General features: G+C 42.7%; 20 protein-coding genes, 1 tRNA gene and 1 pseudogene. 3 read left to right on the top strand and 19 right to left on the bottom strand.

The window, feature by feature from the left end; translation table 11 throughout:
* Positions 1–12: 12 nt before the first annotated feature.
* The 7 genes and pseudogenes from rsxC to PGQ33_RS03375 all read right to left on the bottom strand — a co-directional run.
* Positions 13–1,332 carry an electron transport complex subunit RsxC gene (rsxC, locus tag PGQ33_RS03405; RefSeq protein WP_022220469.1) on the bottom strand — a complete coding sequence of 440 codons (1,320 nt, stop codon included), beginning with the start codon at positions 1,330–1,332 and terminating at the stop codon, positions 13–15.
* 325 nt (positions 1,333–1,657) lie between these two features.
* Positions 1,658–2,737 carry a 30S ribosomal protein S1 gene (gene rpsA / locus PGQ33_RS03400; RefSeq protein WP_008375104.1) on the bottom strand — a complete coding sequence of 360 codons (1,080 nt, stop codon included), beginning with the start codon at positions 2,735–2,737 and terminating at the stop codon, positions 1,658–1,660.
* Complete coding sequence (gene ispH, locus PGQ33_RS03395; RefSeq protein ID WP_270205260.1) at positions 2,718–3,572, bottom strand: 4-hydroxy-3-methylbut-2-enyl diphosphate reductase; 855 nt, start codon at positions 3,570–3,572, stop codon at positions 2,718–2,720. The genes rpsA and ispH overlap by 20 nt, the downstream gene beginning before the upstream one ends.
* Before the next feature lie 47 nt (positions 3,573–3,619).
* On the bottom strand, positions 3,620–3,757 hold the full coding sequence (locus PGQ33_RS03390) for a hypothetical protein (RefSeq protein ID WP_156337624.1): 138 nt from the start codon (positions 3,755–3,757) through the stop codon (positions 3,620–3,622).
* A gap of 41 nt (positions 3,758–3,798) precedes the next feature.
* Positions 3,799–4,554: a metallophosphoesterase family protein gene (locus PGQ33_RS03385; protein WP_270205259.1), complete on the bottom strand. Its 756-nt coding sequence runs from the start codon at positions 4,552–4,554 to the stop codon at positions 3,799–3,801.
* A 2-nt stretch (positions 4,555–4,556) separates the two neighbouring features.
* A complete protein-coding gene (locus PGQ33_RS03380) occupies positions 4,557–5,096 on the bottom strand; it encodes an RNA 2'-phosphotransferase (RefSeq protein WP_195501796.1) in 540 nt (179 codons plus the stop codon).
* A 155-nt stretch (positions 5,097–5,251) separates the two neighbouring features.
* Positions 5,252–5,800 (bottom strand): annotated as a pseudogene (locus PGQ33_RS03375) (tyrosine-type recombinase/integrase); the annotation flags it as partial.
* Here PGQ33_RS03375 and PGQ33_RS17125 point away from each other — a divergent pair.
* Complete coding sequence (locus PGQ33_RS17125; RefSeq protein WP_442872446.1) at positions 5,777–6,139, top strand: zinc-ribbon domain-containing protein; 363 nt, start codon at positions 5,777–5,779, stop codon at positions 6,137–6,139. The pseudogene PGQ33_RS03375 and the gene PGQ33_RS17125 sit on opposite strands and share 24 nt — an antisense overlap.
* 166 nt (positions 6,140–6,305) lie before the next feature.
* Here the strand turns inward: PGQ33_RS17125 and PGQ33_RS03370 are convergent, their stop codons facing one another.
* Positions 6,306–7,472 carry a C40 family peptidase gene (locus tag PGQ33_RS03370; RefSeq protein ID WP_270205258.1) on the bottom strand — a complete coding sequence of 389 codons (1,167 nt, stop codon included), beginning with the start codon at positions 7,470–7,472 and terminating at the stop codon, positions 6,306–6,308.
* 242 nt (positions 7,473–7,714) lie between these two features.
* Here PGQ33_RS03370 and PGQ33_RS03365 point away from each other — a divergent pair, with 242 nt between their 5' ends.
* The gene (locus PGQ33_RS03365) at positions 7,715–8,083 is read left to right on the top strand and encodes a VOC family protein (protein WP_117556070.1); all 369 of its coding nucleotides are present in this window, start codon (positions 7,715–7,717) and stop codon (positions 8,081–8,083) included.
* Positions 8,084–8,187: 104 nt separating this feature from the next.
* Here the strand turns inward: PGQ33_RS03365 and PGQ33_RS03360 are convergent, their stop codons facing one another.
* From PGQ33_RS03360 to PGQ33_RS03335, 6 genes are all read right to left on the bottom strand, one after another.
* The gene (locus PGQ33_RS03360) at positions 8,188–9,687 is read right to left on the bottom strand and encodes a glutamate synthase subunit beta (RefSeq protein WP_270205257.1); all 1,500 of its coding nucleotides are present in this window, start codon (positions 9,685–9,687) and stop codon (positions 8,188–8,190) included.
* Positions 9,688–9,699: 12 nt separating this feature from the next.
* On the bottom strand, positions 9,700–14,235 hold the full coding sequence (gene gltB / locus PGQ33_RS03355) for a glutamate synthase large subunit (protein WP_055155606.1): 4,536 nt from the start codon (positions 14,233–14,235) through the stop codon (positions 9,700–9,702).
* A gap of 147 nt (positions 14,236–14,382) precedes the next feature.
* Positions 14,383–15,162, bottom strand: coding sequence for a CPBP family intramembrane glutamic endopeptidase (locus PGQ33_RS03350; protein WP_270205256.1), 780 nt, complete (start codon positions 15,160–15,162; stop codon positions 14,383–14,385).
* Positions 15,163–15,181: 19 nt separating this feature from the next.
* A complete protein-coding gene (locus tag PGQ33_RS03345; RefSeq protein ID WP_270205255.1) occupies positions 15,182–16,327 on the bottom strand; it encodes an alanyl-tRNA editing protein in 1,146 nt (381 codons plus the stop codon).
* 51 nt (positions 16,328–16,378) lie between these two features.
* The gene (argS, locus tag PGQ33_RS03340; RefSeq protein WP_270205281.1) at positions 16,379–18,145 is read right to left on the bottom strand and encodes an arginine--tRNA ligase; all 1,767 of its coding nucleotides are present in this window, start codon (positions 18,143–18,145) and stop codon (positions 16,379–16,381) included.
* Positions 18,146–18,397: 252 nt separating this feature from the next.
* The gene (locus PGQ33_RS03335; RefSeq protein WP_270205254.1) at positions 18,398–19,021 is read right to left on the bottom strand and encodes a hypothetical protein; all 624 of its coding nucleotides are present in this window, start codon (positions 19,019–19,021) and stop codon (positions 18,398–18,400) included.
* A 258-nt stretch (positions 19,022–19,279) separates the two neighbouring features.
* On the opposite strand from PGQ33_RS03335, the gene PGQ33_RS03330 reads away from it, so the two are divergent.
* Positions 19,280–19,351: transfer RNA gene (locus PGQ33_RS03330), tRNA-Arg, on the top strand.
* A gap of 19 nt (positions 19,352–19,370) precedes the next feature.
* Here the strand turns inward: PGQ33_RS03330 and PGQ33_RS03325 are convergent.
* The 5 genes from PGQ33_RS03325 to PGQ33_RS03305 all read right to left on the bottom strand — a co-directional run bounded on the left by PGQ33_RS03325 (position 19,371) and on the right by PGQ33_RS03305 (position 24,615).
* Positions 19,371–19,613, bottom strand: a complete 243-nt coding sequence (locus tag PGQ33_RS03325; protein ID WP_117823178.1) for a hypothetical protein — start codon at positions 19,611–19,613, stop codon at positions 19,371–19,373.
* A 13-nt stretch (positions 19,614–19,626) separates the two neighbouring features.
* The gene (locus PGQ33_RS03320; protein WP_270205253.1) at positions 19,627–22,023 is read right to left on the bottom strand and encodes an FtsX-like permease family protein; all 2,397 of its coding nucleotides are present in this window, start codon (positions 22,021–22,023) and stop codon (positions 19,627–19,629) included.
* Entirely contained in the window at positions 22,020–22,685 is a 666-nt protein-coding gene (locus tag PGQ33_RS03315; protein ID WP_117556084.1) for an ABC transporter ATP-binding protein, read from the bottom strand. Before PGQ33_RS03315 ends, PGQ33_RS03320 begins: the two co-directional genes overlap by 4 nt.
* Before the next feature lie 69 nt (positions 22,686–22,754).
* Complete coding sequence (locus PGQ33_RS03310) at positions 22,755–23,915, bottom strand: sensor histidine kinase (RefSeq protein ID WP_270205252.1); 1,161 nt, start codon at positions 23,913–23,915, stop codon at positions 22,755–22,757.
* On the bottom strand, positions 23,902–24,615 hold the full coding sequence (locus tag PGQ33_RS03305) for a response regulator transcription factor (RefSeq protein WP_008375063.1): 714 nt from the start codon (positions 24,613–24,615) through the stop codon (positions 23,902–23,904). The genes PGQ33_RS03310 and PGQ33_RS03305 overlap by 14 nt, the downstream gene beginning before the upstream one ends.
* Between the last annotated feature and the right edge of the window lie 136 nt (positions 24,616–24,751).

Below are 24,751 nucleotides of genomic sequence, written 5' to 3'. Positions count from 1 at the left end.
TTCCTCTCTATTCTATTTTTTCTTTTTGTTGGCAAGTGCGGTTTTTCTCATCGATCCGATTGCCTGCTTCAGTTGTCTCTTAGCCGGACATACATAACTACAGGATCCACATTCTACACATTCAAGACCATTGAATTTGAGGAACGCTTCTTCGTCATGGCGTTCTGCAAAATCAGCCAGTCTTGACGGAATAATGCGGCTTGGACAGGCGTCAACGCACCGTCCGCAGTTGATACATGCTGTCGGTTCACAGGCTGATACTTCATCTTTTGACATGCAAAGAATAGATGAAGATGTCTTGGTGATCGGTGTATCTGTCGTATACATCGCAAATCCCATCATCGGTCCACCTGAAATAACTTTTTCACAGCCTTCTTTGAGTCCACCGGCGGCTTCGATCAGTTCGTTCTGGTTGGTTCCGAAGAGTACTTTGTAGTTACCAGGATTTACAACTCCATCCCCTGTTACAGTAACGACACGTTCCATAGAAGGAATGCCTTTTACTACTGCATTGTAAATGCTGATGATGGTCTCTACATTGTCTACTACACATCCAGCATCTGCCGGAAGCATGGTAGAATTGATCGCACGTCCTGTATTTGCAAAAATCAGCTGACGTTCTGCGCCCTGTGGGTACTTGGTCATCATCTCTCTGACTTCCATACGAGGCTCGTCCTTGGTCAGCTCTTTTAATTTTGCGATACAGTCCGGTTTGTTATCCTCGATTGCAAATAAACCTTTCGCATTGTCAAAAAGCTTCAGGATCACACGCATACCCTCTACCAGAAGTTCCGGATTCTCCAGCATTCTTCTGTAATCAGCAGTAATATACGGCTCACATTCCGCACAGTTTGCAATGATATAATCAATCTTGTCTGGCTCTTTTGGTGAAAGCTTCACTCTGGTAGGGAAACCTGCTCCACCCATACCTACTACGCCAGCCTCTCCAATGATATTCAGAATCTCTTCTTTTGTCAGTTCAGAAAGAGGTTTTGGCTGTGGATATTCTACTTCTTCGTACTGACCGTCATTTGCAATGATGATACTGTTCACTTTAGAACCTGTCGGATTCACACGTGGTTCAATCGCTTTTACAGTACCTGATACGGATGCATAGATCGGTGCAGACACGAAGCCCCCCGCTTCGGCAATTTTCTGCCCTTTAAGCACATGGTCACCTTTTGCTACTACTGGCTTAGCCGGTGCTCCGATATGCTGGGATAACGGGTATACAAGATCACCCTGTGGCAGAAGTTCTACGATTGCCTTGTCTTTCGCAAGACTTTTTCCGTCGTTCGGATGAACTCCGCCTTTAAATGTCAAAAGTCCCATTTTGATATCCTTCCTTCCTGTTTTCTCTCTTATAAATATACTAAAATAAATCCTACAATTCCAGTAACTTTCGTCATTTTATTGTATATTTTCCAGTACATCTTGTCGTTTTTTTAACACAATAGTCTCCTTACGAAAAAAAGAGAGGCTACTACGACCTCTCTTTGTGAATTTTCTGACTATTCGGTAAAATTTTTCATCTTACTTATCGAGATCACTTATGGATCCGAAAACTTTTTTCAGCTGTAGTTAGTTATGTCTACCACTTTTTTCAAACAAAAGATAGAGACTTCAATCAGTCTCTATCCTTGTATATCTTATTTAATTATTCTTCAGTTTCTTCCTGAGCTTCTGCATTTTCAAGTGCTTTCATGCTAAGGCTGATCTTCTTGTCAGCTTCGTTAAGATCTACGATCTTAGCTGTAATCTCCTGACCTACAGAAAGTACGTCTGAAGGTTTTTCAACATGTGCTCTTGAGATCTGTGATACATGAAGGAGTGCATCTACTCCAGGAGCAAGTTCTACGAATGCACCAAAGTCTGTCATTCTTGCAACTTTTCCTGTTACAACTGTACCTACAGCGTACTTCTCAGCTGCGTTAGCCCATGGATTTGTCTCCGGGAATTTTAAGCTGAGTGCAACTTTTGTATCATGGATATCTTTAACAAGAACTTTAAGAGTTTCACCAACTGTGAATACTTTCTTCGGATTGTCAACTCTTCCCCATGACATCTCTGAGATATGAAGAAGTCCGTCTACTCCGCCGAGATCGATAAATGCGCCGAAATCTGTTACGTTCTTAACTGTTCCTTCGATCACATCACCGACTTTAAGTTTAGCGAAGAGTTCTTTCTGCTTTTCTGCTCTTTCAGCAACAAGAAGCTGTCTTCTGTCACCGATGATACGGTTTCTTCTTGGATTGAATTCGCTGATAACAAATTCGATTTCCTGATCTTTGTACTTAGAAAGATCTTTTTCGTAAGTATCTGATACAAGACTTGCCGGGATGAATACTCTTGCTTCATCTACAACAACACTTAATCCACCGCCAAGAATCTGAGTAACCGGTGCTTTCAGGACTTCTTTGTTCTCGAATGCTTCTTTTAATCTTTCGTTACCTTTTTCTGCAACAAGTCTCTTGTATGTAAGAAGAACCTGTCCTTCTCCATCATTGACTTTCAGTACTTTAACAGTCATCGGATCACCAACAGAAACAACAGTTGTAAGATCTACACTGTTATCATTGGTATATTCACTTCTGGTGATGATACCGTCTGCTTTGTATCCTATATTTAAGATGATTTCATCTGGCTTAACATCAATTACAGTACCATCTACGACCTCTCCATTATGAATTGTTTTAAATGACTCGTCTAACATTTGTTCAAAAGTTAATTCTGACATTATTTTGAACCTCCTCAATTATATTGTTGGGCGTGGATGCCCCTGCTGTAATACCTACTGTTTCCACGGACCTTAATTGATTCATATCAAAATCGTCAAGTGTCTGTATATAGTACGTATTGTGACATTCCCTGCTGCATATTTCATACAGTTTCTGGGTATTGGAACTATGTTTGTCTCCGATTACAATCATAGCATCCACCTCTTTTGCAATGCTCCTTGCTTCTGTCTGACGCTCTCTGGTTGCATTACAAATCGTATTTAAAACACTTATATCATAACCCTTTTCTGAAATAATTTCAACTAAATCTTTGAATTTATTGTAATTAAATGTCGTCTGCGACACAATACAAATTCTTCCGGATGTAGTATTTTCAAATTTTTCTGCTTCTTCTGCATTTTTTATAACGGTTACATTTTCTCCTGCCCAGCCCCGGATTCCTTCAACCTCAGGGTGATCCGGATTACCAATGATAATGATCCGGCTGCCTTTTTTACTTTCTTCGGCAACAATCTTATGGATTCTTTTCACAAACGGACAGGTTGCATCTACATATTCGATGCCTTTTTCATCCATTAGGTCACAGATTCTCTTTGGAACACCATGAGAGCGGATAATCACCAGTCCTTCTTCCAGACCTTTCAATTCTTCCTCACCGCGCAGGACTTTTACGCCATGTGCTTCCATGTCCTTTACAACCTCTTCATTATGGATGATCGGACCATAAGTATAGATCTGTTTTCCTGTCTGTTTTTCGACCTGCTCATATACTGTATCGACAGCGCGTTTTACACCAAAGCAGAATCCGGCACTTTTTGCGCGTATTACTTCCATTTTTAGTTTCCTCCTGTTGTTTTTATTTTTCTGATAAGTGATTCTTTTTACATACTTAGAAATTTGAAACATGCATAGCGCAGATTCATCCGCATCTTCAGATTACATTTTTCGCCCGGAACAGTAAGTTTTTTCATGAACCGGTTCAGTGTACGTTTCTCATATTCTTCCATCAATTTACACATATGTCGAAACTCTCCCTTCGTCATACACAAATTATAATTTCTCACAATATCCGAATAATCTGCTCATATATCAGTATTTCTTTCGGTCCAATATTCTTATTATCATGATAATGACCAAAGAACCACTTCTTAAAATTTACCCGCTGCTTCACTAACTCCAGATAATCTGTCATGGAATCTGCTGAAAAAGTCTTATCTACAAATTGTGCCTGAGTACTTGTAGCACAACAATGACTGATAATAAAATCTATCTCATTGTTATACTGAGATAAATTTCTTAATCCTTCTTCCATTTCCTCATTTGAAGCCATTTCTTTTTTCCACCAGGAAATGTGATTCACACGATACGGCAGCCATTCCTTATCCAGTTCTTTCTTTTTCTTCTTAAAATCCGGGGCTTCTGGATCTAAAATCCCACCGTCTATATCATGACTTTTTGCTCCGCCGAATACAAAAAATTTCTTTCCGCAAAGTTGAAAAACCTGTCCTCGCATAAGATGTATCACCGAAGGTCTAATTTTGTGTACATTTCCACCATTCCATTTTTCTACAGGATAGCTGTAAAGCCTGTCAAAATTCTCATGGTTCCCCTCACAAAAAAGAGTTGTAAAAGGCCGATCTTCCAGCCAGTCCATCCAATGCTTCTCATGTTTATTTTCTTCAAAGCGATTCCATACTCCGCCAAAATCACCGCAGATAATGACATAATCATCTTTTGTCATTTCATATTGTTCCGGGAAAATTTTAGTATTGAACCTGGTAAAATCAGCGTGACAGTCACCGGTTATATAAATCATCCTTACTGCTCCTCTTTGATCAAATATTTTACGGGTACTTCTTTCGTTAACCACACTCCATTTTTTGATAAATAGAATTTATATCCATCGTCATGCATTTCTTTTGCTTTTACGGTATAAAGCACTGGTTTCCCGTGACGTGAACCAACTTTCGTAGCTGTAGCTGCGTCTGATGATAAATGCACATATAACCTACCCTTTGGAATCAATCCTTGTTGATCAATGGATGCAACATATTTTTCTCCAGTTCCATGCCAGAGCGTTTCAGGCGGTATTGCTGCTGGTAATTCTACATCAACAGGAATCGAATGTCCCTGATTTGCCCGAATCTTTGTTTTATCTTCATTAAAGGTAAATCTTTGCTTATTATCTGTCCGAACAATTTCTTCCAGTATTTCTCTGTTAAATTTACGCGTTTTGGAAATTCCGGCAATCAGTCCGTCTACATTTGCCCAACCATGTTCATCCAATTGGATTCCAATTGTTTCTGGTTTATGGCGCAGGATTAAACTTACAAATTTACTTGTACTTGTTAAATTCATTTTCATTCTCTTTTCTTTTGGAAAATTCATATCTTTATATTACCATAATCAAATATACTGCACAATAAATGACCCAACTTATCTATACCAATTTTTGTATAAATAAATCAGGTCATTTTCTTATCACTCTTAATCAACGCAAGCCGTGTAATTCGTTAACTTAAACTTGATAATGAACGCATAACTAAATCAATATCTTTATTTTCCAATTCCTGAATAATATGTAAATATGTTTTCTGTGTTGTTGTCATACTCGAATGTCCCAATCTTCTTGCGACACTAGCAATAGATACGCCTGTAAACAGCAGCAAAGACGCATGCGTATGCCGCAATCCATGAATTGATATTACTGGTATATTGCATTCTTTACAGTGTCTTGCAAGTATATTGTTTACTATTGAATTGTATACTGCCCCATCAACAAAAATTGGCTTATCCTCTGGCAATTGCTTAATTAGTTCAGAAAATCTCATTCCTGTTTTTGCAACCAACAAAATAAAATAGTCCCAATCCACCTTATCTTTCAGCTCTAGTGATGCCAATAAATTGTGTAATTCAAACTGATTCAAATACTTGATTTTCTTAATTGCCGGTGTTTTTCCTTTAATTATTGCCTTTCTTGTCGGATCACGTTCAATCAATCCTTCATCTACTGCATCTAATATTGCGCCCTTTAACTGATGATGAAAATCCATTGTTGTCCTACTTGTCACGGTAATTATCCTGCTCGAATCATCGAAGTTATAAATGGAGTTACAGATTGCCCTTATTGTTCCGGTCGTAAAGCACTTCCTGGAAAAATATCCTTCGCCGCGCTTCATTCTGATTTAATGGAAGATTGGGATTTTATTGCAAACTATTACCTTGTAAATCCCGATAAAATATTAGATGCATATTCACAAAAGGTTTGGTGGAATTGTAAAAGAAGTTCTGATCATAAATATCCCTTAAGTCCTGCTGATAAAGTCTTCTATCAAAAGAGACATCGGGAATCCTGCCCTTATTGCAAAGGACGTCGCAGAAAAAAAATTTTTCTAATGTAAATGAAATAGTTTCAAAAAAAGAGATTTTCAAATGACATATGCCAAATGAAAATCTCTTTTATTTTGTACGTTTTTCAATTTTTCATCAAAAATCAACATTTAACTTCTCATGGAATTATGTACGTTTTCATCGATTTCCGTGAAAAAACTTTTACTTACAGCCTACTTACCAGTATCTTCTATACCAGTGGTATGCATAATTAACACTTGTATAACATACGACCTCACCCGGCTGCGGTGCATGAATCATCTGTCCGCCTCCTGCGTAGATTCCCACATGTCCTCCGTAACATACAACATCACCTGGCTGTGGGTCTGACACTGCCTGTCCGCCACTTCCCTGACTGTATGAGTTACGTGTAATTGGAATACCACATGCCTGATGTGCCAGGTATACAAGACCTGAACAATCAACACCACTTCCCGAAGTACCGCCCCATACATAAGGAACTCCAAGGTATGCTGCTGCTGCACTTAAAATAGCGCTTCCGTTGCCATATGTACTTCCACCGTTATCACTACTGCTGTTATTATTACTTGTATCCGGAGTCACTGTCGGGGTACTTGGTGTACTTGGTGCACTCGGTGTAACGGTTGTGTTGTTATTATTGTTATTTGTTGTATTACCTACAGTCTGTGAACCACTGTTGCTTGTCGATGCAACGGTCGAATTTGACTTTGTTGACTCAGCTGCTTTTGCTGCCTTTGCAGCTTCTTCTGCCTGCCTCTTTGCTTCAGCTGCTGCTACAGCTGCCTGAAGCTGTTGATCCAGATCTGCGACTTCTTCTTTCTTAGATTCCAGCGTATTACTCAGCGTCGTCTGCTCTGCCTCATAATCAGACTGCATAGACTCCAGATTCGCCTGATCTTCTTCAAGCTGTGCTTTCAGATCTGCAATCTGCTGCTTGGTATCAATATATTCCTGAAGCTGCTTTCTGTCATAACTATGTACGTTCTGAACATACTCTGCTTTGTTAAGCAAATCTGAGAAATTCTCAGCACTGATCAGAGTCTCAATCGCAGTCGAGTTGCCTTCTTCATACATATACTTGATACGCTTCTTCATATCTTCGTACTGCTGATGTTCTTTTTCTTTAGCAACAGTAAGATCATCCTGTGCCTGTGTGATCTGCTGACCTGTTGACACCAGATCATCTTCCAGCTTACTCATTTTTTCAATTAGTGTCTGCAATTCTGACTGAAGAGAATTCACTTCACTCTGTGCTGCATTTTTACTATTCTGCAGATTGCTGACATCATCTGCAAATACTGGCGTAACTACCATTGAACTTGCAAGAACAGATGCCAAAAATACTTGTTTAAATTTTATCATAATCACCCATCCTATATTTTTTACTAATTATTTTCCTAACCCTGTGGTCGATTATATACCATTTTTCTATTTTTTGCAATACAATTTAACATTTTTGTAATATTCTACTAGGGTATCATAATATACTGATATTTTCGTTATCACTCCTAATAACCATTCCTTGCGTAATCCTTATTATTTATGCTAAACTGACTTCATAATCAATAAATCTAGAATACTAAATAAGAAAGAAGGATTCCACTATGAATTTCAAATTCAACCATAACAACTTAAATGTACGTGACCTTGAAAAATCAATTCAATTCTACAAAGATGCACTCGGACTCACCGTAGTCCGCGAAAAAGATGCTGCTGACGGAAGTTTTAAGCTCGTCTACCTCGGTGATGGAAGCTCCGTTCATCAGCTCGAGCTCACCTGGCTTCGCGACATGGACCGCCCATACGACCTCGGTGACAACGAAATCCACCTCGCCTTCACTGTAGACGACATGGATGCCGCCCTCGCACACCATAAAGAAATGAACTGCGTCTGTTTCGAAAATGAGTCCATGGGCATCTACTTCATCGAAGACCCAGACGGCTACTGGTTAGAAATCGTACCTGAAAAATAAATCTATTGCACATTTTCATTAAAGGCGTAGCCCGCCGCAAGGTGCAGGAACCACTTCCTACACCTTGCGGCGGGCTACGCCTTCATAAAATCAAACGCCACTAATTACTGTACTGACAGATTCGTATACCCCATCAGATCCAGATCTATCTGCTGTGCCGCTTCTCTTCCTTCCCGGATTGCCCACACAACCAGCGACTGTCCTCTGTGCATATCTCCTGCCGTAAATATATTCGGCACATTCGTTTTATACTCACCCGGAGCTGTTTTAACATTCGTGCGCTCATTGACTTCCACACCGAATGCCTTTGTCACATAATCTTCACTTCCGAGGAACCCCGCTGCGATCAGCACCAGTTCTGCATTTACCGTGTACTCACTTTCTGAAACCTCTGCCATCATCATACGTCCGGTCTTTTCATCCTTCTTGCTTTCCAGTTTCACAAGAACCACCTTGCAAAGATTTCCATTCTTATCTTTAACAAATTCCTTTACCGTTGTCTGATAAACCCTCGGATCATGTCCCCAGAGAGCAATTGCTTCCTGCTGACCATAGTCTGTCTTGCAGACTCTCGGCCACTCCGGCCATGGATTCATAGCGCTTCTCTCATCCGGAAGTTTCGGCATCATTTCCAGCTGAAGAACGGATTTTGCACCATGACGGATCGACGTTCCAACACAGTCATTTCCCGTATCGCCACCACCGATGACAATTACATTTTTGCCCTTTGCAGAAATATATTCGCCTTCTTTCAACTGCATCTCATTTTTCCAGAGACATTTCGTAGTTGATTTCAGAAAATCTACTGCAAAGTAGATTCCTTTCGCATCTCTTCCGGGTACTTTTATATCACGCGGATGGGATGCACCGCAACAAAGCACCACCCGGTCAAACGCTTTCAGAAGTTCTGCAGATTTCTTATCTTTTCCAATATTGCAGCCAGTTTCAAAACAGATGCCTTCTTCTTCCATTACTGCAAGTTTCCGGTCGATGAACTGTTTTTCCAGCTTCATATTCGGGATTCCATAGCGGAGAAGTCCACCCGGCTTATCTTCCCGCTCAAATACTGTTACCAGATGTCCTCGTTTATTTAACTGATCTGCGACTGTGAGACCGGAAGGTCCGGAACCGATTATCGCTATCTTTTTGCCGGTACGCGCTTTCGGCGGACATGCTTTTGCATATCCCTTTTCGTAAGCATTTTCAATAATCCCATATTCATTTGCTTTAGTCGTCACAGGGCTTCCGTGCAGGTTGCAGGTACATGCCGCCTCACAAAGTCCCGGGCATACCCTGGAAGTAAATTCCGGAAAATTGTTTGTCTTTTTCAGCCGGTAATATGCCTCTTCCCAGTTGCCGTGATAAATCAGGTCATTCCACTCCGGCACCAGATTATGCAGAGGACAGCCGCTTGCCATCCCTGCGATCATCTGTCCCGCCTGGCAGAACGGGACGCCGCATGCCATACATCTGGCGCCCTGTATTTCCTGCTCTTCTTTTGACAGAGGCGTGTGGAATTCCCGGAAATGCTTAATTCTCTCTTTTGGAGATTCGCACTCTGCATCGCGTCTGTCATAATCCATAAATCCTGTTGCTTTTCCCACGTTTTTGGCCTCCTATCTTCCTTCTTTGATCGCATAAAATGCTTCGGTTTTTGCCTGTTCGCTGCTGAGACCTTTTTCTTCCAGCTGAAGGATGCGGGTCAGCATTCTCTCGTAATCACGCGGAATGATCTTCTTAAACTTCGGCAGGTATTCTTTGAAATGATCCAGGATTTCTTTTCCCGTCTCGGAATTGGTTGCTGCTACATGTTCTTCGATCATACCTTTCAATTCAGATACATCGAACTTAGATGTTACTTTTTCGATATTAACCATCTGTTTGTTGACTTTTGTATAAAGATCACTGTCCATATCCAGAACGTAAGCAACACCGCCACTCATACCTGCTGCAAAGTTCTTTCCGGTCTTGCCAAGAATTGCAACCCGTCCACCAGTCATATATTCGCATCCATGATCACCGACCCCTTCTACAACCGCTGTTGCTCCGGAGTTACGGACACAGAAACGTTCGCCTGCCACACCATTGATATAGGCTTTTCCGCTTGTTGCACCATAAAGCGCTACGTTACCAATAATAATATTTTCATCAGCTTTAAATTTCACACCAGTCGGCGGATAAACGATCAGTTTACCACCGGAAAGTCCTTTTCCAAAGTAATCATTGCTGTCACCGGTCAGTTCCAGTGTCAGACCTTTTGGTATAAATGCTCCGAATGACTGTCCGCCTGCGCCCTTACATTTCAGCACATAGCTGTCTTCTTCCAGTCCGTCCGGATAACGTCTTGTAATCTCAGAACCGAAGATTGTGCCGAATGTACGGTCTGTATTTTTTACATCCAGCTCCAGGATTCTCTTCTGTTTCTTTTCCAGTGACGGGAGAAGTTCCTTTACCAGAACTCTTTCATCCAGTGTTTTATTTAGTTCAAAATCAAAGACTTTCTTCGGATTGAAGATCATGCCTTTCTTCTCTTTTGCATACGGATTATTGAGGATTCTGGAAAGATCCAGTGTTGCGGCACGTTTGGATGTCGGCACATCTCTCACTTTCAGAAGGTCTGTCCTTCCCACCAGTTCATCCACAGTACGAATACCAAGTTTTGCCATATATTCTCTTAATTCTTCCGCGATAAAACGCATGAAATTGATGACATATTCTGGTTTTCCGGCAAATCTCTTTCTCAGTTCCGGATTCTGGGTTGCAATTCCGACCGGACAGGTATCCAGGTTACATACACGCATCATTACGCACCCCATGGTTACAAGCGGTGCCGTCGCAAATCCAAATTCCTCTGCACCGAGAAGTGCTGCAATCGCCACATCACGACCACTCATCAGCTTACCGTCTGTCTCGATACGGACTCTTTCTCTCAGTCCGTTCTGGATCAGTGTCTGATGTGTTTCAGAAAGTCCAAGCTCCCACGGAAGTCCGGTATTATGGATAGAACTTCTCGGTGCTGCTCCTGTACCTCCGTCATAACCGGAGATCAGAACCAGTCCGGCCCCAGCTTTTGCAACACCCGCTGCAACCGTTCCGACACCGGCTTCAGAGACCAGTTTGACAGAAATTCTTGCATCCTTGTTTGCATTTTTACAGTCATAGATCAGCTGTGCCAGATCTTCGATCGAGTAAATATCGTGATGCGGCGGCGGTGAGATCAGTCCCACACCCGGCGTAGAATGTCTGGTTTTTGCTACCCAAGGGTAAACCTTTCCCCCCGGCAGATGTCCACCTTCTCCAGGTTTTGCTCCCTGCGCCATCTTGATCTGGATCTCTTTTGCACTGACAAGATATCTGCTTGTAACACCAAAACGTCCACTGGCAACCTGTTTGATCGCAGAGCCTCTGTCGGTTCCAAGGCGCTCGATATCCTCTCCGCCTTCACCGGAGTTTGACTTACCGTGCAGTGCATTCATTGCAAGGGCAAGGGTTTCGTGTGCTTCCTTTGAAATCGATCCGTAAGACATTGCACCGGTCTTGAATCTGGTCACGATCGAATCCACACTCTCTACTTCTGAAAGCGGAACTCCTTTCTTTGGATAATTGAAGTCCATCTGTCCACGGAGTGTGATTCCTTTGGATTCTTCATCAACCATCTGCGTGTACTGCTTGAACATTTCATAATCCCCGCGCCTTGTGGACTGCTGGAGCATATGGATCGTTCTCGGGTTGTACAGATGCTTTTCACCACCGCTCTTCGACTTGTGCTGTCCCACACTGTTCAACGTCAGATCTACGGAAAGTCCCAGCGGATCAAAGGCCTCGGAATGCCTTGCCATATAATCTTTTGCAATTTCTTCCAGTCCGATACCACCGACACGGCTGACAGTTCCGGTGAAATATTTTTCAATGAATTCCGGTTTTAATCCAATCGCTTCAAAGATCATGGATCCCTGATAAGACTGGATCGTGGAAATTCCCATCTTCGATGCAATTTTGACAATTCCGCTTATAACAGCTTCATTATAGTCATTGACTGCTGCATAATAATCTTTCTGAAGCATATCTGTATCGATCAGCTGTTTGATCGATTCATGTGCAAGATACGGGTTGATCGCAGATGCACCATATCCCAAAAGCGTTGCGAAATGATGTACTTCTCTTGGTTCTCCGGTCTCAAGGATCATGGCAACCTCTGTTCTTCTCTTAGTTCTTACCAGATGCTGATGAACCGCTGAGGTTGCAAGCAGAGACGGGATCGCAATATGATATTCATCAACACCTCTGTCGCTTAAGATCAGGATATTCATACCTTCACGGATCGCACGGTCTACCTGAATAAACAGATAATCGATCGCTTTTTCCAGGCTGGAATTTTTATAATAGGTAGTAGAAATTTCTGCCACACGGAAACCGTCGACTTTCATGTTACGGATCTTCAGGAGATCGGTATCTGTCAGGATCGGATCGTTGATCTTTAGTACATGACAGTTTTCTTCTTTCTGTTCCAGAAGATTTCCTTCTTCTCCGACATATACCGTTGTCGAAGTCACGATTTTTTCACGGATCGCGTCGATCGGCGGGTTCGTTACCTGTGCAAATAACTGTTTGAAATATCCAAACAGAGACTGATGTTGCTCAGAAAGAACGGCAAGTGGTGCATCGATACCCATGGCTCCGATTCCTTCGCTTCCATTCATTGCCATATTTAAAATAGAAGTCTTCACTTCTTCGTAAGAATATCCAAATGCTTTCTGCAGTCTCTGGCATTCTTCTCTAGAATACTGCGGTACTTTTTGATTCGGGATCTTTAAATCGCTTAAATTGACCAACTGACTGTTCAACCATTCGCCATAAGGCTGTCTTGCCGCATATTCTTCTTTCAGTTCCTGGTCGTCGATTACACGCCCCTGAACGGTATCAACAAGAAGCATCTTACCTGGATGGATTCTTTCTTTGACTACGATCTTCTCCGGCGGGATATCCAGAACACCAACCTCAGAAGAAAGGATCAGTGTGTCATCATCTGTGATGTAATATCTGGAAGGTCTGAGTCCATTTCGGTCAAGTACGGCTCCTAAAATATCTCCATCTGAGAACAGGATGGATGCCGGTCCGTCCCATGGCTCCATCATCGTTGCGTAATACTGATAGAAATCCTTGATTTTCTGTGACATCGTTGCATTCTGTGCCCATGGCTCCGGAATAGTGATCATAACTGCCAACGGAAGCGGCATACCACTCATCACCATAAATTCCAGCGTGTTATCCAGCATGGCAGAATCGGAACCTGCGGTATTGATTGCCGGAAGGACTTTATAAAGCTCTCCTTCCAGATGCTCGGATTCCATGTTTTCCTCTCTGGCCCGCATCTTATCTGCATTGCCACGAATGGTATTGATTTCTCCGTTATGTACGATGAAACGGTTCGGATGTGCTCTTTCCCAGCTGGGATTAGTGTTTGTACTGAATCTGGAATGTACAACTGCAATTGCAGATTCATAATCCGGGTTCTGCAGATCTTCAAAGAACATCCGGAGCTGTTTTACAAGGAACATTCCTTTGTACACGATGGTTCTGCTTGACAGGGATGCTACATAGGTATCATCACTGCTCTGTTCAAAGACTCTTCTTACCACATAAAGTCTGCGGTCAAAATCCAGTCCTTGTTTTACTTTTTTCGGTCGTTCGATAAATCCCTGCATAATGCACGGCATGCATTCGAGTGCTTTCTTTCCAAGGATCTCTTTACGGATCGGCACTTCCCTCCATCCAAGGAATTTCAGTCCTTCTTTTTCGACAATGACTTCGAAAATATTTTTTGCCTGATTCCTTTTCAGTTCGTCCTGTGGGAAGAAAAACATTCCCACACCGTAATCTCTCTCAGAACCTAAAAAGATGCCGAGGGGACGACAGACATTTGTAAAGAACTTGTGCGAAATCTGTAACAGTATTCCTACACCGTCTCCTGTCTTCCCTTCGGCATCCTTGCCAGCTCTATGTTCAAGATTTTCTACGATTTTCAGCGCATTTGCGACTGTATCATGACTCTTTTGCCCTTTGATGTTCACAACAGCTCCGATACCGCAGTTGTCATGCTCAAAATCAGGGCTGTATAAGCCTTGTTCTGTATTTTGTTGTATTACGCTCATATAACCTGCCCTTTCTGTAAAACGGTTTTGTTGTTGCTTTTATGATTTAACACTATACAGCATTTGTCTGCAAAAGTAAACCCCTAATTATACAGAAATTGTCAGATATTATTTATTTCGCGAACTTTTCCAGTATTTTTCAGTTAATTATCGTATTTCCTGTCTTATATTTTTTATTTTTACATAAATTATAACAGTAATCAACGTAGCCAGTACAGTAATTCCAACTGCTTTTCCCTCTGTTCCCAGGATCCATTCAAAGCCTCCATACCACGAAAGCAATAATGACGTAATATTCACAACAATATGGAACAGGACTGGAGCTGCAATATTCCGGAATTTCTCATAAATACCGGCAAGCAGAAATCCAAGTACCATCGCGTAAAGTCCCTGTGGCAGATTACCATGCCCCACTCCAAACAGGATTGACACAAACACACCTGCCTGCATGGCTGTGAGGCTCTCTCTCATCCGCCGATAGATCATGCCCCGATAAACAAGTTCTTCCGCAATCGGAGCCAGCATTCCGGCTCCCACCATCTGAAGCCAGCGTGGCGTACTGTAGATGGTCTGCTCCATGCTCTGGTAAACTCTGCTGATCTTCTGCATATTCATCAACATGACAATATCATTCATTGCCACACATGCAGTCACTGCGCCAAGAAGCATGACAAACCACATTCCGTATCCGGAAGCGGCTTTATATTTCCACCAGGATTCCTGCTCTTTTTCGTAACGTCCCTGATCCTTCCTGTAGATCCACCCAATCATCGGAATCGTAATGATCGAAGATATCGCCCCGATTCCCATGTTGCTGTGCAGACCACAGGAAAGGGCAAATGTAGCGACTGCAATCTCAACGCCCCATTTGATCAGAACCGCACTGAACAAATACCAGATAATTCTCCCTGTTTTCCTGTCTCGCATTCTTCATCTCCGCCTTCTCTTACTCAAAAACTTTTCGGATTGCCTCTTCACTTCCATTTACAGAACCCTGTACCATGACCGGTTTTCCACCGCCTCTTCCGTCAAACTGTTCTTTGAGGATCTTGCTGTACGGGCGCACATCCTCTGTCTCACTGCCGATCACATAACGATATCCACTCTCTTCGTTTCCTGCAAATACCGCACATACTTCTGTTCCTTTTTTCAGTACAAGGTTCATAAGCTCACGTGGTTCATTCCCACTTAATTTGCTATCAAAAATACAGACCTTTTTCTGTCCATCCGGAATTTTTTCTGCCTGTGCTTCAAGAATCTGATATCTTGTCTCTGCAAGTTCACTCTTCAGCTGTGTACATTCCTCTTTTACGCGTTCAACTGCCTCAGCAATCAATTCTTCCTTCGCTGAAAGGCTTCCCATGATCGCCTTCACGCTTTCTTCTTTCTGCTGATAATCCTTCAGTGCCCTTCTTCCGCACAGCATAGTGATCCGGATACCGCCTTTATAATTCTGACTCTGCACCAGTTTGATAAGACCGATCTCTCCGGTAAAATACACATGCGGTGCACAACAGGCACACACGTCATATCCCGGTATCGTCACGATACGCACCTGTCCGTCAATCTCTATCTTACTGCGGTAATCCAACGTCTTCAATTTTTCTTTGGACGGATAACTTATCTGAACCGGTACATTTGCAAATACCGCTTCATTTGCCGCATTTTCCACCTCGCGAAGCTCCTCCTTCGTGAGCGGGCCACTTAAGTCCAGAGTGCACAACTCATCATTCAAATGGAATCCCACATTATCATATCCAAAACGTGCATGAACAATTCCCGATACGATATGTTCTCCGCTGTGCTGCTGCATCCGTGAAAAACGTTTGTCCCAGTCGATCTGACCGGTCACGGTCTTTCCTTCTTCCAGTTCTCCTTCCAGATAGTGGAAGATCTGTTCTCCTTTTTCCTGTACATCATATACTCTGATCCCGTCAATCACTCCGGTATCTGCTGCCTGACCGCCGCCTTCTGGAAAAAAGGCAGTTCTTGAAAGAACTGCCTCATATCCGTTATCACACGGGCGGCAGGACACAACCTCCGCAGTAAATTCCTGCTGGTGACTGTCTGTGTAAAACAATTTCTCTGTCATATGTCCTCGCCTCTTTATCGTATTGTCATTACTTCTGATGCTTCTGCTTTTTTACATTCTCTCCGGTGCTTCAAATCCAAGCAGATCGATGCAGGTTGTCAGAATGTCTCTTGTAAGCGTGAGAAGGGCAATGTAGCTCTTCTGCTTCTGTTCATCCTCTTCTGCCAGGATCTTTGTCTCATGGTAGAAACGGTTAAATGCATTTGCAAGATCATAAATATATGCGCAAATCTTGTGTGGTGCAAGTTCTTCGTATACATTCTCCATCACACTGCCAAACTTCGCAGCTTCCAGCATCAGAGCCTTTTCGCTCTCACTTGTAGCCGGAAGGATCTTGATATCGTCCATACTCTTTCCTGATTCTTTGTACTTGTTCAGGATTGATTTGATACGAACGATGGTGTACAGGATGTACGGACCTGTATTTCCTTCAAAAGAAGTGAATCTGTCTACATCGAATACATAGTCTTTTGCTGCCTGGTTGGAGAGGTCTCCGTATTTGATCGCAGCCATTCCGACCATCTTCGCTGTTGCTTTTGCCTCCTCTTCCGATACTGTACGGTTCTCTGTGATCTTTTCATACATCTTTTCTGTAATCTCGCGGATCAGGTTCTCAAGACGCATAACGCCGCCTTCTCTGGTCTTGAACGGTTTTCCGTCTTTTCCGTTCATCGTACCAAATCCAAGGAAAGTAAGTTTTGTATCCTCTTTTACAATGCCGGTCTTCTTTGCGCAGCGGAATACCTGTACAAAATGCAGTTCCTGACGCTTGTCAACTACATAGATGACTTCGTTCGGCTGGAACAGTTCTTCACGCTCTACCAGTGTTGCAAGGTCTGTGGTATCATAAAGTGCTGCACCGTCGGACTTCAGGATCATACACGGTGGGATCTCTTTGGTATCGGTCTCTTCTTTGACATCTACCACGAGTGCTCCGTTATCAATATGCGCATATCCTTCCTTCTTCAGCCTTTCCACCATATCCGGAATGTATCTCTGTGCGTCAGATTCCCCTTTCCAGAGGTCAAATTCGACATTCAGGTTCGCATAGTTTTTCTTTAAGTCTGTCACAGACACATTCATAATATGATCCCAGATTGCACGGTAACCGCGCTTTCCGCTCTGCAGCTGGAAGGTCGCATCCAATGCTTCTTCTCTGTAATCATCATGCTCTTTTGCATAAGCGGACGCTGCCGGATAGATTTCCTCCAGGTCACTGATGGTAAATGGTGCTTCTTTTGGATATTCTCCGGTGAAATTATCATCAAAATACGGAAGATCCGGCTGGCGCTTCTTCAGTTCTGTGATGATCAGTCCCATCTGATATCCCCAGTCTCCAAGGTGGATATCACCAATTACTTTATTGCCCATAAAACGGGTGATTCTCTTTACGCTTTCTCCGATGATCGCGGAACGGAGATGTCCGACGTGAAGCGGTTTTGCCACGTTCGGTCCGCCGTAATCAATGACGATTGTCTTTGGATTCTCTACTTCTTCCACGCCGAGCTTTTCGTCTGCTTCCATCTGGTTCAGATAATCTGCGACTGCTGCCGGGTTGGTCTTCAGGTTGATGAAACCTGGCTTAACTGCTTCTGCTCCGCTGATATATCCGTTCTCCGGAATCTTTGCCACAACTTCTTCTGCGATCATGATCGGTGCTTTGTGGTACTTTTTTGCACCTGCCATCGCACCGTTGCACTGATATTCACATAAATCCGGGCGGTTAGAAAGTGTAACACGCGCCAGTTCTTTCTCGTATCCGGCATCTGCAAATGCCTGTTCCATTTCTTCTGTAATCAGATCCAGGATCTTCTTCATAGTATCGATCGTTCCTCTCTTTTTCATCATAAACGTTAGCGCAGACTCTTTGCCTGCGCCGCTTTATTTATTATATCTGAATCCTTATGTAAGCGCAATAGAAAATCGTAATCCGGAGACTGGATGTTACCTGAAATTCTGCATTCTTTATGAATTTTTGGCAAGATAGCATCCACTTCTGCTGACGCACAACATTTTTTCATAGACTTTACCGCTTTTTTCAGACGTTACTGGCTCGCTGTATTTACAGTGTTACTGATCCACTGCATTTTTCAGATCTTCCACCGCCTGTGCGAGCATTGCATCTGAACCAAGTGCCTGTTCATAATCCGCTTCTACCTGTGCAAACAGCTCCTGCACATCTGTCTGTGCGGAAACTTCTTCAATTATCGTCTGAATCTGCTCGTCAGAGATCTCTGCCTGAATATCGAATTTTCCATCTTTGTCCTTGACCGCATATAAGGTTTCAAGTCCCGGTACTTCAGTGTAAATTCCACGGATCTTCATATTGTACCGTACATACAGGATCCTGCTGCCTTTTGCTTTGCCGTCTTTCGTGTAAATCGCAATCCCATCGTATGCTTCGGCATAGGCTTCTTTTCCGGAAAGTTCCTGATAGTATGCTTCTACTGCATCCGCAAGCTCTTCGTCCCGGTTCTCCAGAAGTGGATTGGCTTCCATCGCTGCGTATCCGGTATTTACTTTTGGCTCTTCTGTAACAACTGCACTTACTTCTTTTACCTCATCTTTTTTCTCTTTCGTAAGAAAAACGGTGACTCCCGCCGTCATAAAGCAGACCAGCAGATACACAAGACCAGTGTAGAAAATCTGCTTCTTTTGGCCTGTAAGGACGGGCATCCTTTTTTCTTCCGACATGGCATTTCCTCCTTTGCCACCTATCATACGCAATGCCCGCTTTTACGTCAATAGCGAAGAAAGACTTGTTTTGACTGGTTTTGTCGAAGCGATTATTTATTCTTTTTCTGCATTAAAATTGCTTTATGCTGATGCCCACTCTGTGTATCAAATCACTTTCAAATGGTATTTCGGCTGCTATTCTGTTCATCCCGTTTTACTTGTCCTGTTCGAAATTTCTTCTTGATTTTTTTCTGGGCAAGTGCTATATTAGTAAATGTCCTTGTAGCTCAGTGGATAGAGCACCGCCCTCCGGAGGCGGGTGCGTCAGTTCGATTCTGATCAGGGACGTGAAAAGACTGTGAAGCTTTTATGGCTTGACAGTCTTTTTTATTGCCACTAATCCAATTCCCATCTGAATCCGTTCTTTTGCTTCTATACGCTTTGCCTGAATCAGCAGAACACCAATAATGAGCAACTCGATTCCAACCGGATTGGAAATACACTTAAATCCCCATTCCGATAAATCCGTCATATTCTCCGGTGCAAACCATTTGAACGGCATTAGAATAACGCTGATTATGCAGCAATATAGGATATAGGTTTTCTTCATCTTGAAGCCTCCTCTATATCAGTCGGCAAGCACCCCATAACGTAAGAACTCCAATCACTCCTGCGCATCCCGTCATCCAAAGAACTTCTATCCGATGCATTTTCTTCAGGAACTTTTCTTCCATTCCAAGTGACTGTAAGATTTCCCCTTCTCTTTTTTCTTCCTGCTTCTCCGCAAGAAACATCTGATACAAAACTATGGAAATCAGAATCATGTAAAACACTGCAAAAATGCTGTACATTCCTATAAAGGAATATAATTCCTGACGTATTTTCTTATACTCTTCATGGTTATTCTGCACATTTACAGCTGTTCCCTGTTTTAAAATACTTAGAATATGCCCTTCCGTATCATACGCATCCGCATCATCCGATACCAGAATTTTTACGATCTGATCATATTCCATAATTCTGCTTTTCCCAAATTTCTTCCAGAAATTCTTTCCAACAATCATCGATATACCAGATCCACCTATCTGTGGATTCCGCACATCTTCTTCCTTCATGCCACGTAAAATCGCTGTTACTGGAATCGGATTTTCGTTTCTACTTCCATTCTCATTCAATGTATAAACCGGAAGTTCATCACCAACCTGTACCGTATCTTCTGATATTCCTTGTCCGTCCGGGCTGAATGCACTCAGATATTTTCCGTCATATTCCTGCAACTCTGTAAGATCCAGAATGCAAAAATCTCCCTGTTCAAATTCTTCTTTTGTCAGGCTGCCTTCATCCAGATTTCTCAGAAAACGCTGTATATCCTGCCATCTGTCTATTGTAAGCAAAGACAATCTTACTTTCTCAATAGATATCTTTTCCTTTATTGATGTCTCATTCAGATATGCCACCAATGTTTCGACTACTTTCTGAAAATACTCGCTTTCAACATATTCTGACAGATCAATCCAGAACTCCTCTTTTTCATTGTTATGATATTGTTCTACAGAAGTTACTCCGGCAACCTGTTCCAGTTTATCAACTGTCTGCCTGGAAATTCCCGGAGAATTCGTAATCTCCATTGTACTCAAATAGTATCCATTTCCTGTCAGCCTTTGATATACTTTCAGTTCTTCCTGTCTGGTTGATATTTCCATCTTTCCAAATCCCACGATCAGCAAAGCACTTGCCAGAAGAACAATTTCTACACTCTTACGCACACGATGCATCTGCCATTTATGAAGTAAAACTCTTCCCGGCGTGAACCGGACGATCTTCCTGTACTTTCCCCTTCTTTTCTGAACTTTCTTCTTTTTTTCTTTCAGAAGTATTCGAAGCTGTACTGCACTGAGCCCATAACTTGCAGCAATACATAAGATACTGAAGCCAGTTCCAAAAAGGACTCCTTCCCATGCAATCGCCTGTGGTAATGTCTGCTCGGTTATCTTTTCAAAAGCAGGGATAACCAGCTGGTAAATCCCAATCCCTGCAAGATTTCCAACAATAACAGCTCCTGCACCAAACAGAACTGCTTCCCAGAAAATAATCTGGTACATCTGCCCTCTTCTCATTCCAAGTGCATCCAGGAACCTCCAGAACTGTTCTCTTGAGATAATCGAACGCGATACCGTAAGAAACAGGATACAGATCGACGCACCACCAATCAGCAAACGGATATTTTCCAGAAAATCCATATACGGAAGACTTGCATCAGAAAGTTTATCCTGTTCCACATTGTCATCCATGCCGCTGGTAAATTCTTCGCTGTCTTTCAGATCTTTATAAACACTTTCACTGCCCTCTTTCGCTTTTACAAGCATATGCATATCCTGAACAGAGCCAATCCTGTTCCCGCCTTCCTGTGTCACAATTCCAGTTGGAAACCGATGCCGGTTGCAGATTTCCCAGTTTATCTGATAATCTTTTAGAATCCCGCATAAAGTATACGAATAGCTTTTTGATTCCCCCTGCTCCAGAATGGAAAGCGCCGGTGTAATATCCAGTGTAATCTTTTTTCCAAGCATCTCCTCATATCCAAGTGAGCGAAGTGTACTGTATTCCATTACGATCTCATGCTCATTTTCCGGCAGGCGTCCTTCTTTCATTTCCAGTCTGCCAAGCTTCCACGCCGTCTCGTCCATTGTCCCGATATTCATCTGACGGTTTTCCAGATAATCTCCGGCGATCGCCCCATAGATACTTATTTTCCCGGTCTGTGCAAGAAATGGATTCTCTTCTGCTACTTTTACCGAGCTTTCATCCATATCCAAAAATACCTGTTCCCACTCCCCATATACTGCTTTACGATTCTCGATATATGCGGCTTTCAGTCCTTCCGACATCTGAAAACCAATCTGAATCAGTGTGCAGGTAAGAAGCAGGACTGAGACTATCAAGATACTGTATTTCTTCTGGCTGCGGATTCTTTTTATACTGAGTTCCCGTTCAATTCCATGTCTTTTCTCTCTTTTCATCGCAATGCACCATCTTCCATATACACAATCCTGTCCGCATAATTGGCACTGTCCATATCATGTGTCACCATGACAATTGTCTGACGGTAAAGCTCTCTGGATGCGCAGATCAGTTTCATGATCTCCTGTCCAGTCTGATAGTCCAGATTCCCGGTCGGTTCATCCGCAAGGATCACTCCCGGCTTTGCTGCCATTGCACGGGCAATTGCCACTCTCTGCTGCTCTCCACCAGATAACTGATCCGGATAATCTCCGTTCCTGTCCCATAATCCGACCTTTTCAAGAAGCTGTCGGATATAAGCTTTATCCGGTACCGTATGCGCGATATAAAGCGGCATGCATACATTATCCCAGATCGTATACTCCGGCAGTAACTGATACTGTTGGAAAATAAACCCGATTTTCTTCTGCCGGATCTTGCAGATCTTCTTTTGGGAAAGCCCGTTAATCTGTATTCCATTCAGGAAGACTGCTCCGGTATCTGGCTTTTCCAGTGTTCCTGCAATCTTAAGAAAAGTAGATTTCCCGGATCCGCTTCGTCCCATCACTGCCACAAATTCACCGCTTTTCACTTCAAAAGAAAACTCCTTTAATGCTGTGATTTTCTTTTCACCAAGGGTATAGCTTTTGCTTACCTTGTCCAGTCTGATTACGGTTTTCATCTTCTGCCACCTCCTTCATTTGTTAGTCTTACTATATCAGATCAGTCTTTCGATTCACTTACCCCAATCTTACGAAATCGTAAGATTTATTTCTTCCTGTGCATGATCTTTTGCGATCATCTTCGGCAGTATAAACTGGAAGGTTGTCGCCTCCTCCAAGCCGCTTCGATCCACAACCTTCAGTGTTCCCTGATGGAGCGTGACAATTTCCCTTGCCAAATGCAGACCAATTCCGATTCCACTTCCCTGTTCCATCTGGTAGAAACGGTCAAAAATCAGCTCTCTTTTCTCTTCTTTAATCCGTTTTCCCCGATTGGTGATATACAGCTTATAATAGTCCGTATCTTCTTTCAGCAGAATCTGAATCAGGCTTCCTGTATCTGCATATTCTACGGCATTTTTCAGTACATTTTCCATTGCCTCTTTCAGCCAGAATCCGTCGCAGGAAAGCAGGCATTCTTTTGGAACATCCATTTCAAATCCAACTCCTTTTTCTTCCGCTAAAGGCTGTGTTCTGTCTATACATTCTTCGATCAGTCCGGTCAGATTTTCTTTTTTCCGCTTCATCCAGATTTTCCCGGAATCAATCTGCGCAAGCCTAAGAAGCACGATCGTCATATCGGACATCCATTGCACCTTTTTCACACAGTCTTCCAGCTTCTGATACCGTTTTTCATCCTCTTCTGTCACAAGAAGCACCTCCAGATTCAGAAGTGTTCCCGCAATCGGTGTTTTTAGCTGATGGGAAATATTTTCCATGTAAGTTCCCATTTTCTGCCGGTCACGATGCAGAAATTCTTTTTCTTCCGCCAGCTTTGCTTCCAGTTCCCTGTCTTTTTCTACCAATTGATTATCCAGTGCTTTTTTCCGTCTTTTCTCCATGTGCAGTTCTGTCAGCAGACCAACAATGCAGAGGATGCCGATCGCAGCCACAAACACACCTATTCCGTAACTTCGGATTCTCTTTTCTAGCCAGATTTTTCCTGTCTCTTCATACCCTGCCTCTTTCAATGCCTCGCAGCCCTTCTGATATGCTTCTTCATCCGGTTCTGTAAAGGCAGAAACCGTTCTGTCTTTTTCTGTCTGTCCGATCCAGGAAACAACCTGTCTTTCATAATTTTCTGCAAGAATATTCTGGTATCTATAAAAAGCCAGCAATATCAAAAGAAAAATCAGAGTCCATTTTCCCGGTATTTTCCATTTCTCCGTCTTTCTCTCAGATCTCATCATACACATCCTCAGCTTTCAGCGTCCATGCATAACCGACTCCACGCTTTGTCTCAATCGGATCCTGCTCATTTTCTGCAGTCAGCTTCTTTCTCAGCCTGTTCATATGTACAGACAAGGTATTGTCATCGATATAATTTTCATTGAAATCCCAGATCGTGTCCAACAGGAACTCCCTCGCAACAAGATTCGGTGCGTTTGCAAGAAGGCTGCACAGAATCTGATATTCGGTCCTTGTAAGATCGATTCGGACACCATCCTTCTGCAAAATCTGCTTCTGCAAATCCAGTTCATATTCTCCGCTTTTGATTCCTTTTTTCACTTTCTTGCCGTTTTGCATACCGGTACGTCGCAGCAAAGCCTTGATTCTCGCAATAAATTCAAATGTGCGGAAAGGCTTGATCACATAGTCATTTGCTCCCGCTTCAAATCCTTCTACGATAAATTCTTCACTGTCATAGGCTGATAAGAAAAGAATGGGATTGTCTGTATATCTGCGGATCTCCCTGCAGAGCATGATTCCGTTCCCGTCTGGCAGCTTCATATCCAGTACATACAGCATATATTCTTCTCCTCGAATCCTTACGAGTGCTTCGCTACAAGACTTCGCTGCAACCGCATTCCATCCCTTTAGTTCCAGGATGTCTACGATTCCCTGTCTTACCAGGTCGTCATCTTCAATTACTAAAATTTCTGTGTTCATGCTCGGAATTCCTTTCTTTATTTCTATTGTATGATTACGTAAGCTGACTCCTACTTGATTCGTATACTTTGTACACCATCTCGCTTAACAGCCAGGTGATGTACATTCGCAAAATACAGATTCTTGTGCAAGCACA

This window comes from Coprococcus sp. AM100_B19A, from assembly GCF_027662015.1.
Lineage (GTDB): Bacteria > Bacillota > Clostridia > Lachnospirales > Lachnospiraceae > Allocoprococcus > Allocoprococcus comes.
This window is presented reverse-complemented; position numbering and strand designations above follow the sequence as displayed.

Bases quoted from the DNA above. Each gene is read 5' to 3' on its own strand.
- rsxC (WP_022220469.1), bottom strand. From the start codon at position 1,332: ATGGGACTTTTGACATTTAAAGGCGGAGTTCATCCGAACGACGGAAAA.
- rpsA (WP_008375104.1), bottom strand. From the start codon at position 2,737: ATGTCAGAATTAACTTTTGAACAAATGTTAGACGAGTCATTTAAAACA.
- ispH (WP_270205260.1), bottom strand. From the start codon at position 3,572: ATGGAAGTAATACGCGCAAAAAGTGCCGGATTCTGCTTTGGTGTAAAA.
- PGQ33_RS03390 (WP_156337624.1), bottom strand. From the start codon at position 3,757: ATGTGTAAATTGATGGAAGAATATGAGAAACGTACACTGAACCGGTTC.
- PGQ33_RS03385 (WP_270205259.1), bottom strand. From the start codon at position 4,554: ATGATTTATATAACCGGTGACTGTCACGCTGATTTTACCAGGTTCAAT.
- PGQ33_RS03380 (WP_195501796.1), bottom strand. From the start codon at position 5,096: ATGAATTTAACAAGTACAAGTAAATTTGTAAGTTTAATCCTGCGCCAT.
- PGQ33_RS17125 (WP_442872446.1), top strand. From the start codon at position 5,777: ATGATGAAAATCCATTGTTGTCCTACTTGTCACGGTAATTATCCTGCT.
- PGQ33_RS03370 (WP_270205258.1), bottom strand. From the start codon at position 7,472: ATGATAAAATTTAAACAAGTATTTTTGGCATCTGTTCTTGCAAGTTCA.
- PGQ33_RS03365 (WP_117556070.1), top strand. From the start codon at position 7,715: ATGAATTTCAAATTCAACCATAACAACTTAAATGTACGTGACCTTGAA.
- gltB (WP_055155606.1), bottom strand. From the start codon at position 14,235: ATGAGCGTAATACAACAAAATACAGAACAAGGCTTATACAGCCCTGAT.
- PGQ33_RS03350 (WP_270205256.1), bottom strand. From the start codon at position 15,162: ATGCGAGACAGGAAAACAGGGAGAATTATCTGGTATTTGTTCAGTGCG.
- PGQ33_RS03345 (WP_270205255.1), bottom strand. From the start codon at position 16,327: ATGACAGAGAAATTGTTTTACACAGACAGTCACCAGCAGGAATTTACT.
- argS (WP_270205281.1), bottom strand. From the start codon at position 18,145: ATGAAGAAGATCCTGGATCTGATTACAGAAGAAATGGAACAGGCATTT.
- PGQ33_RS03335 (WP_270205254.1), bottom strand. From the start codon at position 19,021: ATGTCGGAAGAAAAAAGGATGCCCGTCCTTACAGGCCAAAAGAAGCAG.
- PGQ33_RS03325 (WP_117823178.1), bottom strand. From the start codon at position 19,613: ATGAAGAAAACCTATATCCTATATTGCTGCATAATCAGCGTTATTCTA.
- PGQ33_RS03320 (WP_270205253.1), bottom strand. From the start codon at position 22,023: ATGAAAAGAGAGAAAAGACATGGAATTGAACGGGAACTCAGTATAAAA.
- PGQ33_RS03315 (WP_117556084.1), bottom strand. From the start codon at position 22,685: ATGAAAACCGTAATCAGACTGGACAAGGTAAGCAAAAGCTATACCCTT.
- PGQ33_RS03310 (WP_270205252.1), bottom strand. From the start codon at position 23,915: ATGATGAGATCTGAGAGAAAGACGGAGAAATGGAAAATACCGGGAAAA.
- PGQ33_RS03305 (WP_008375063.1), bottom strand. From the start codon at position 24,615: ATGAACACAGAAATTTTAGTAATTGAAGATGACGACCTGGTAAGACAG.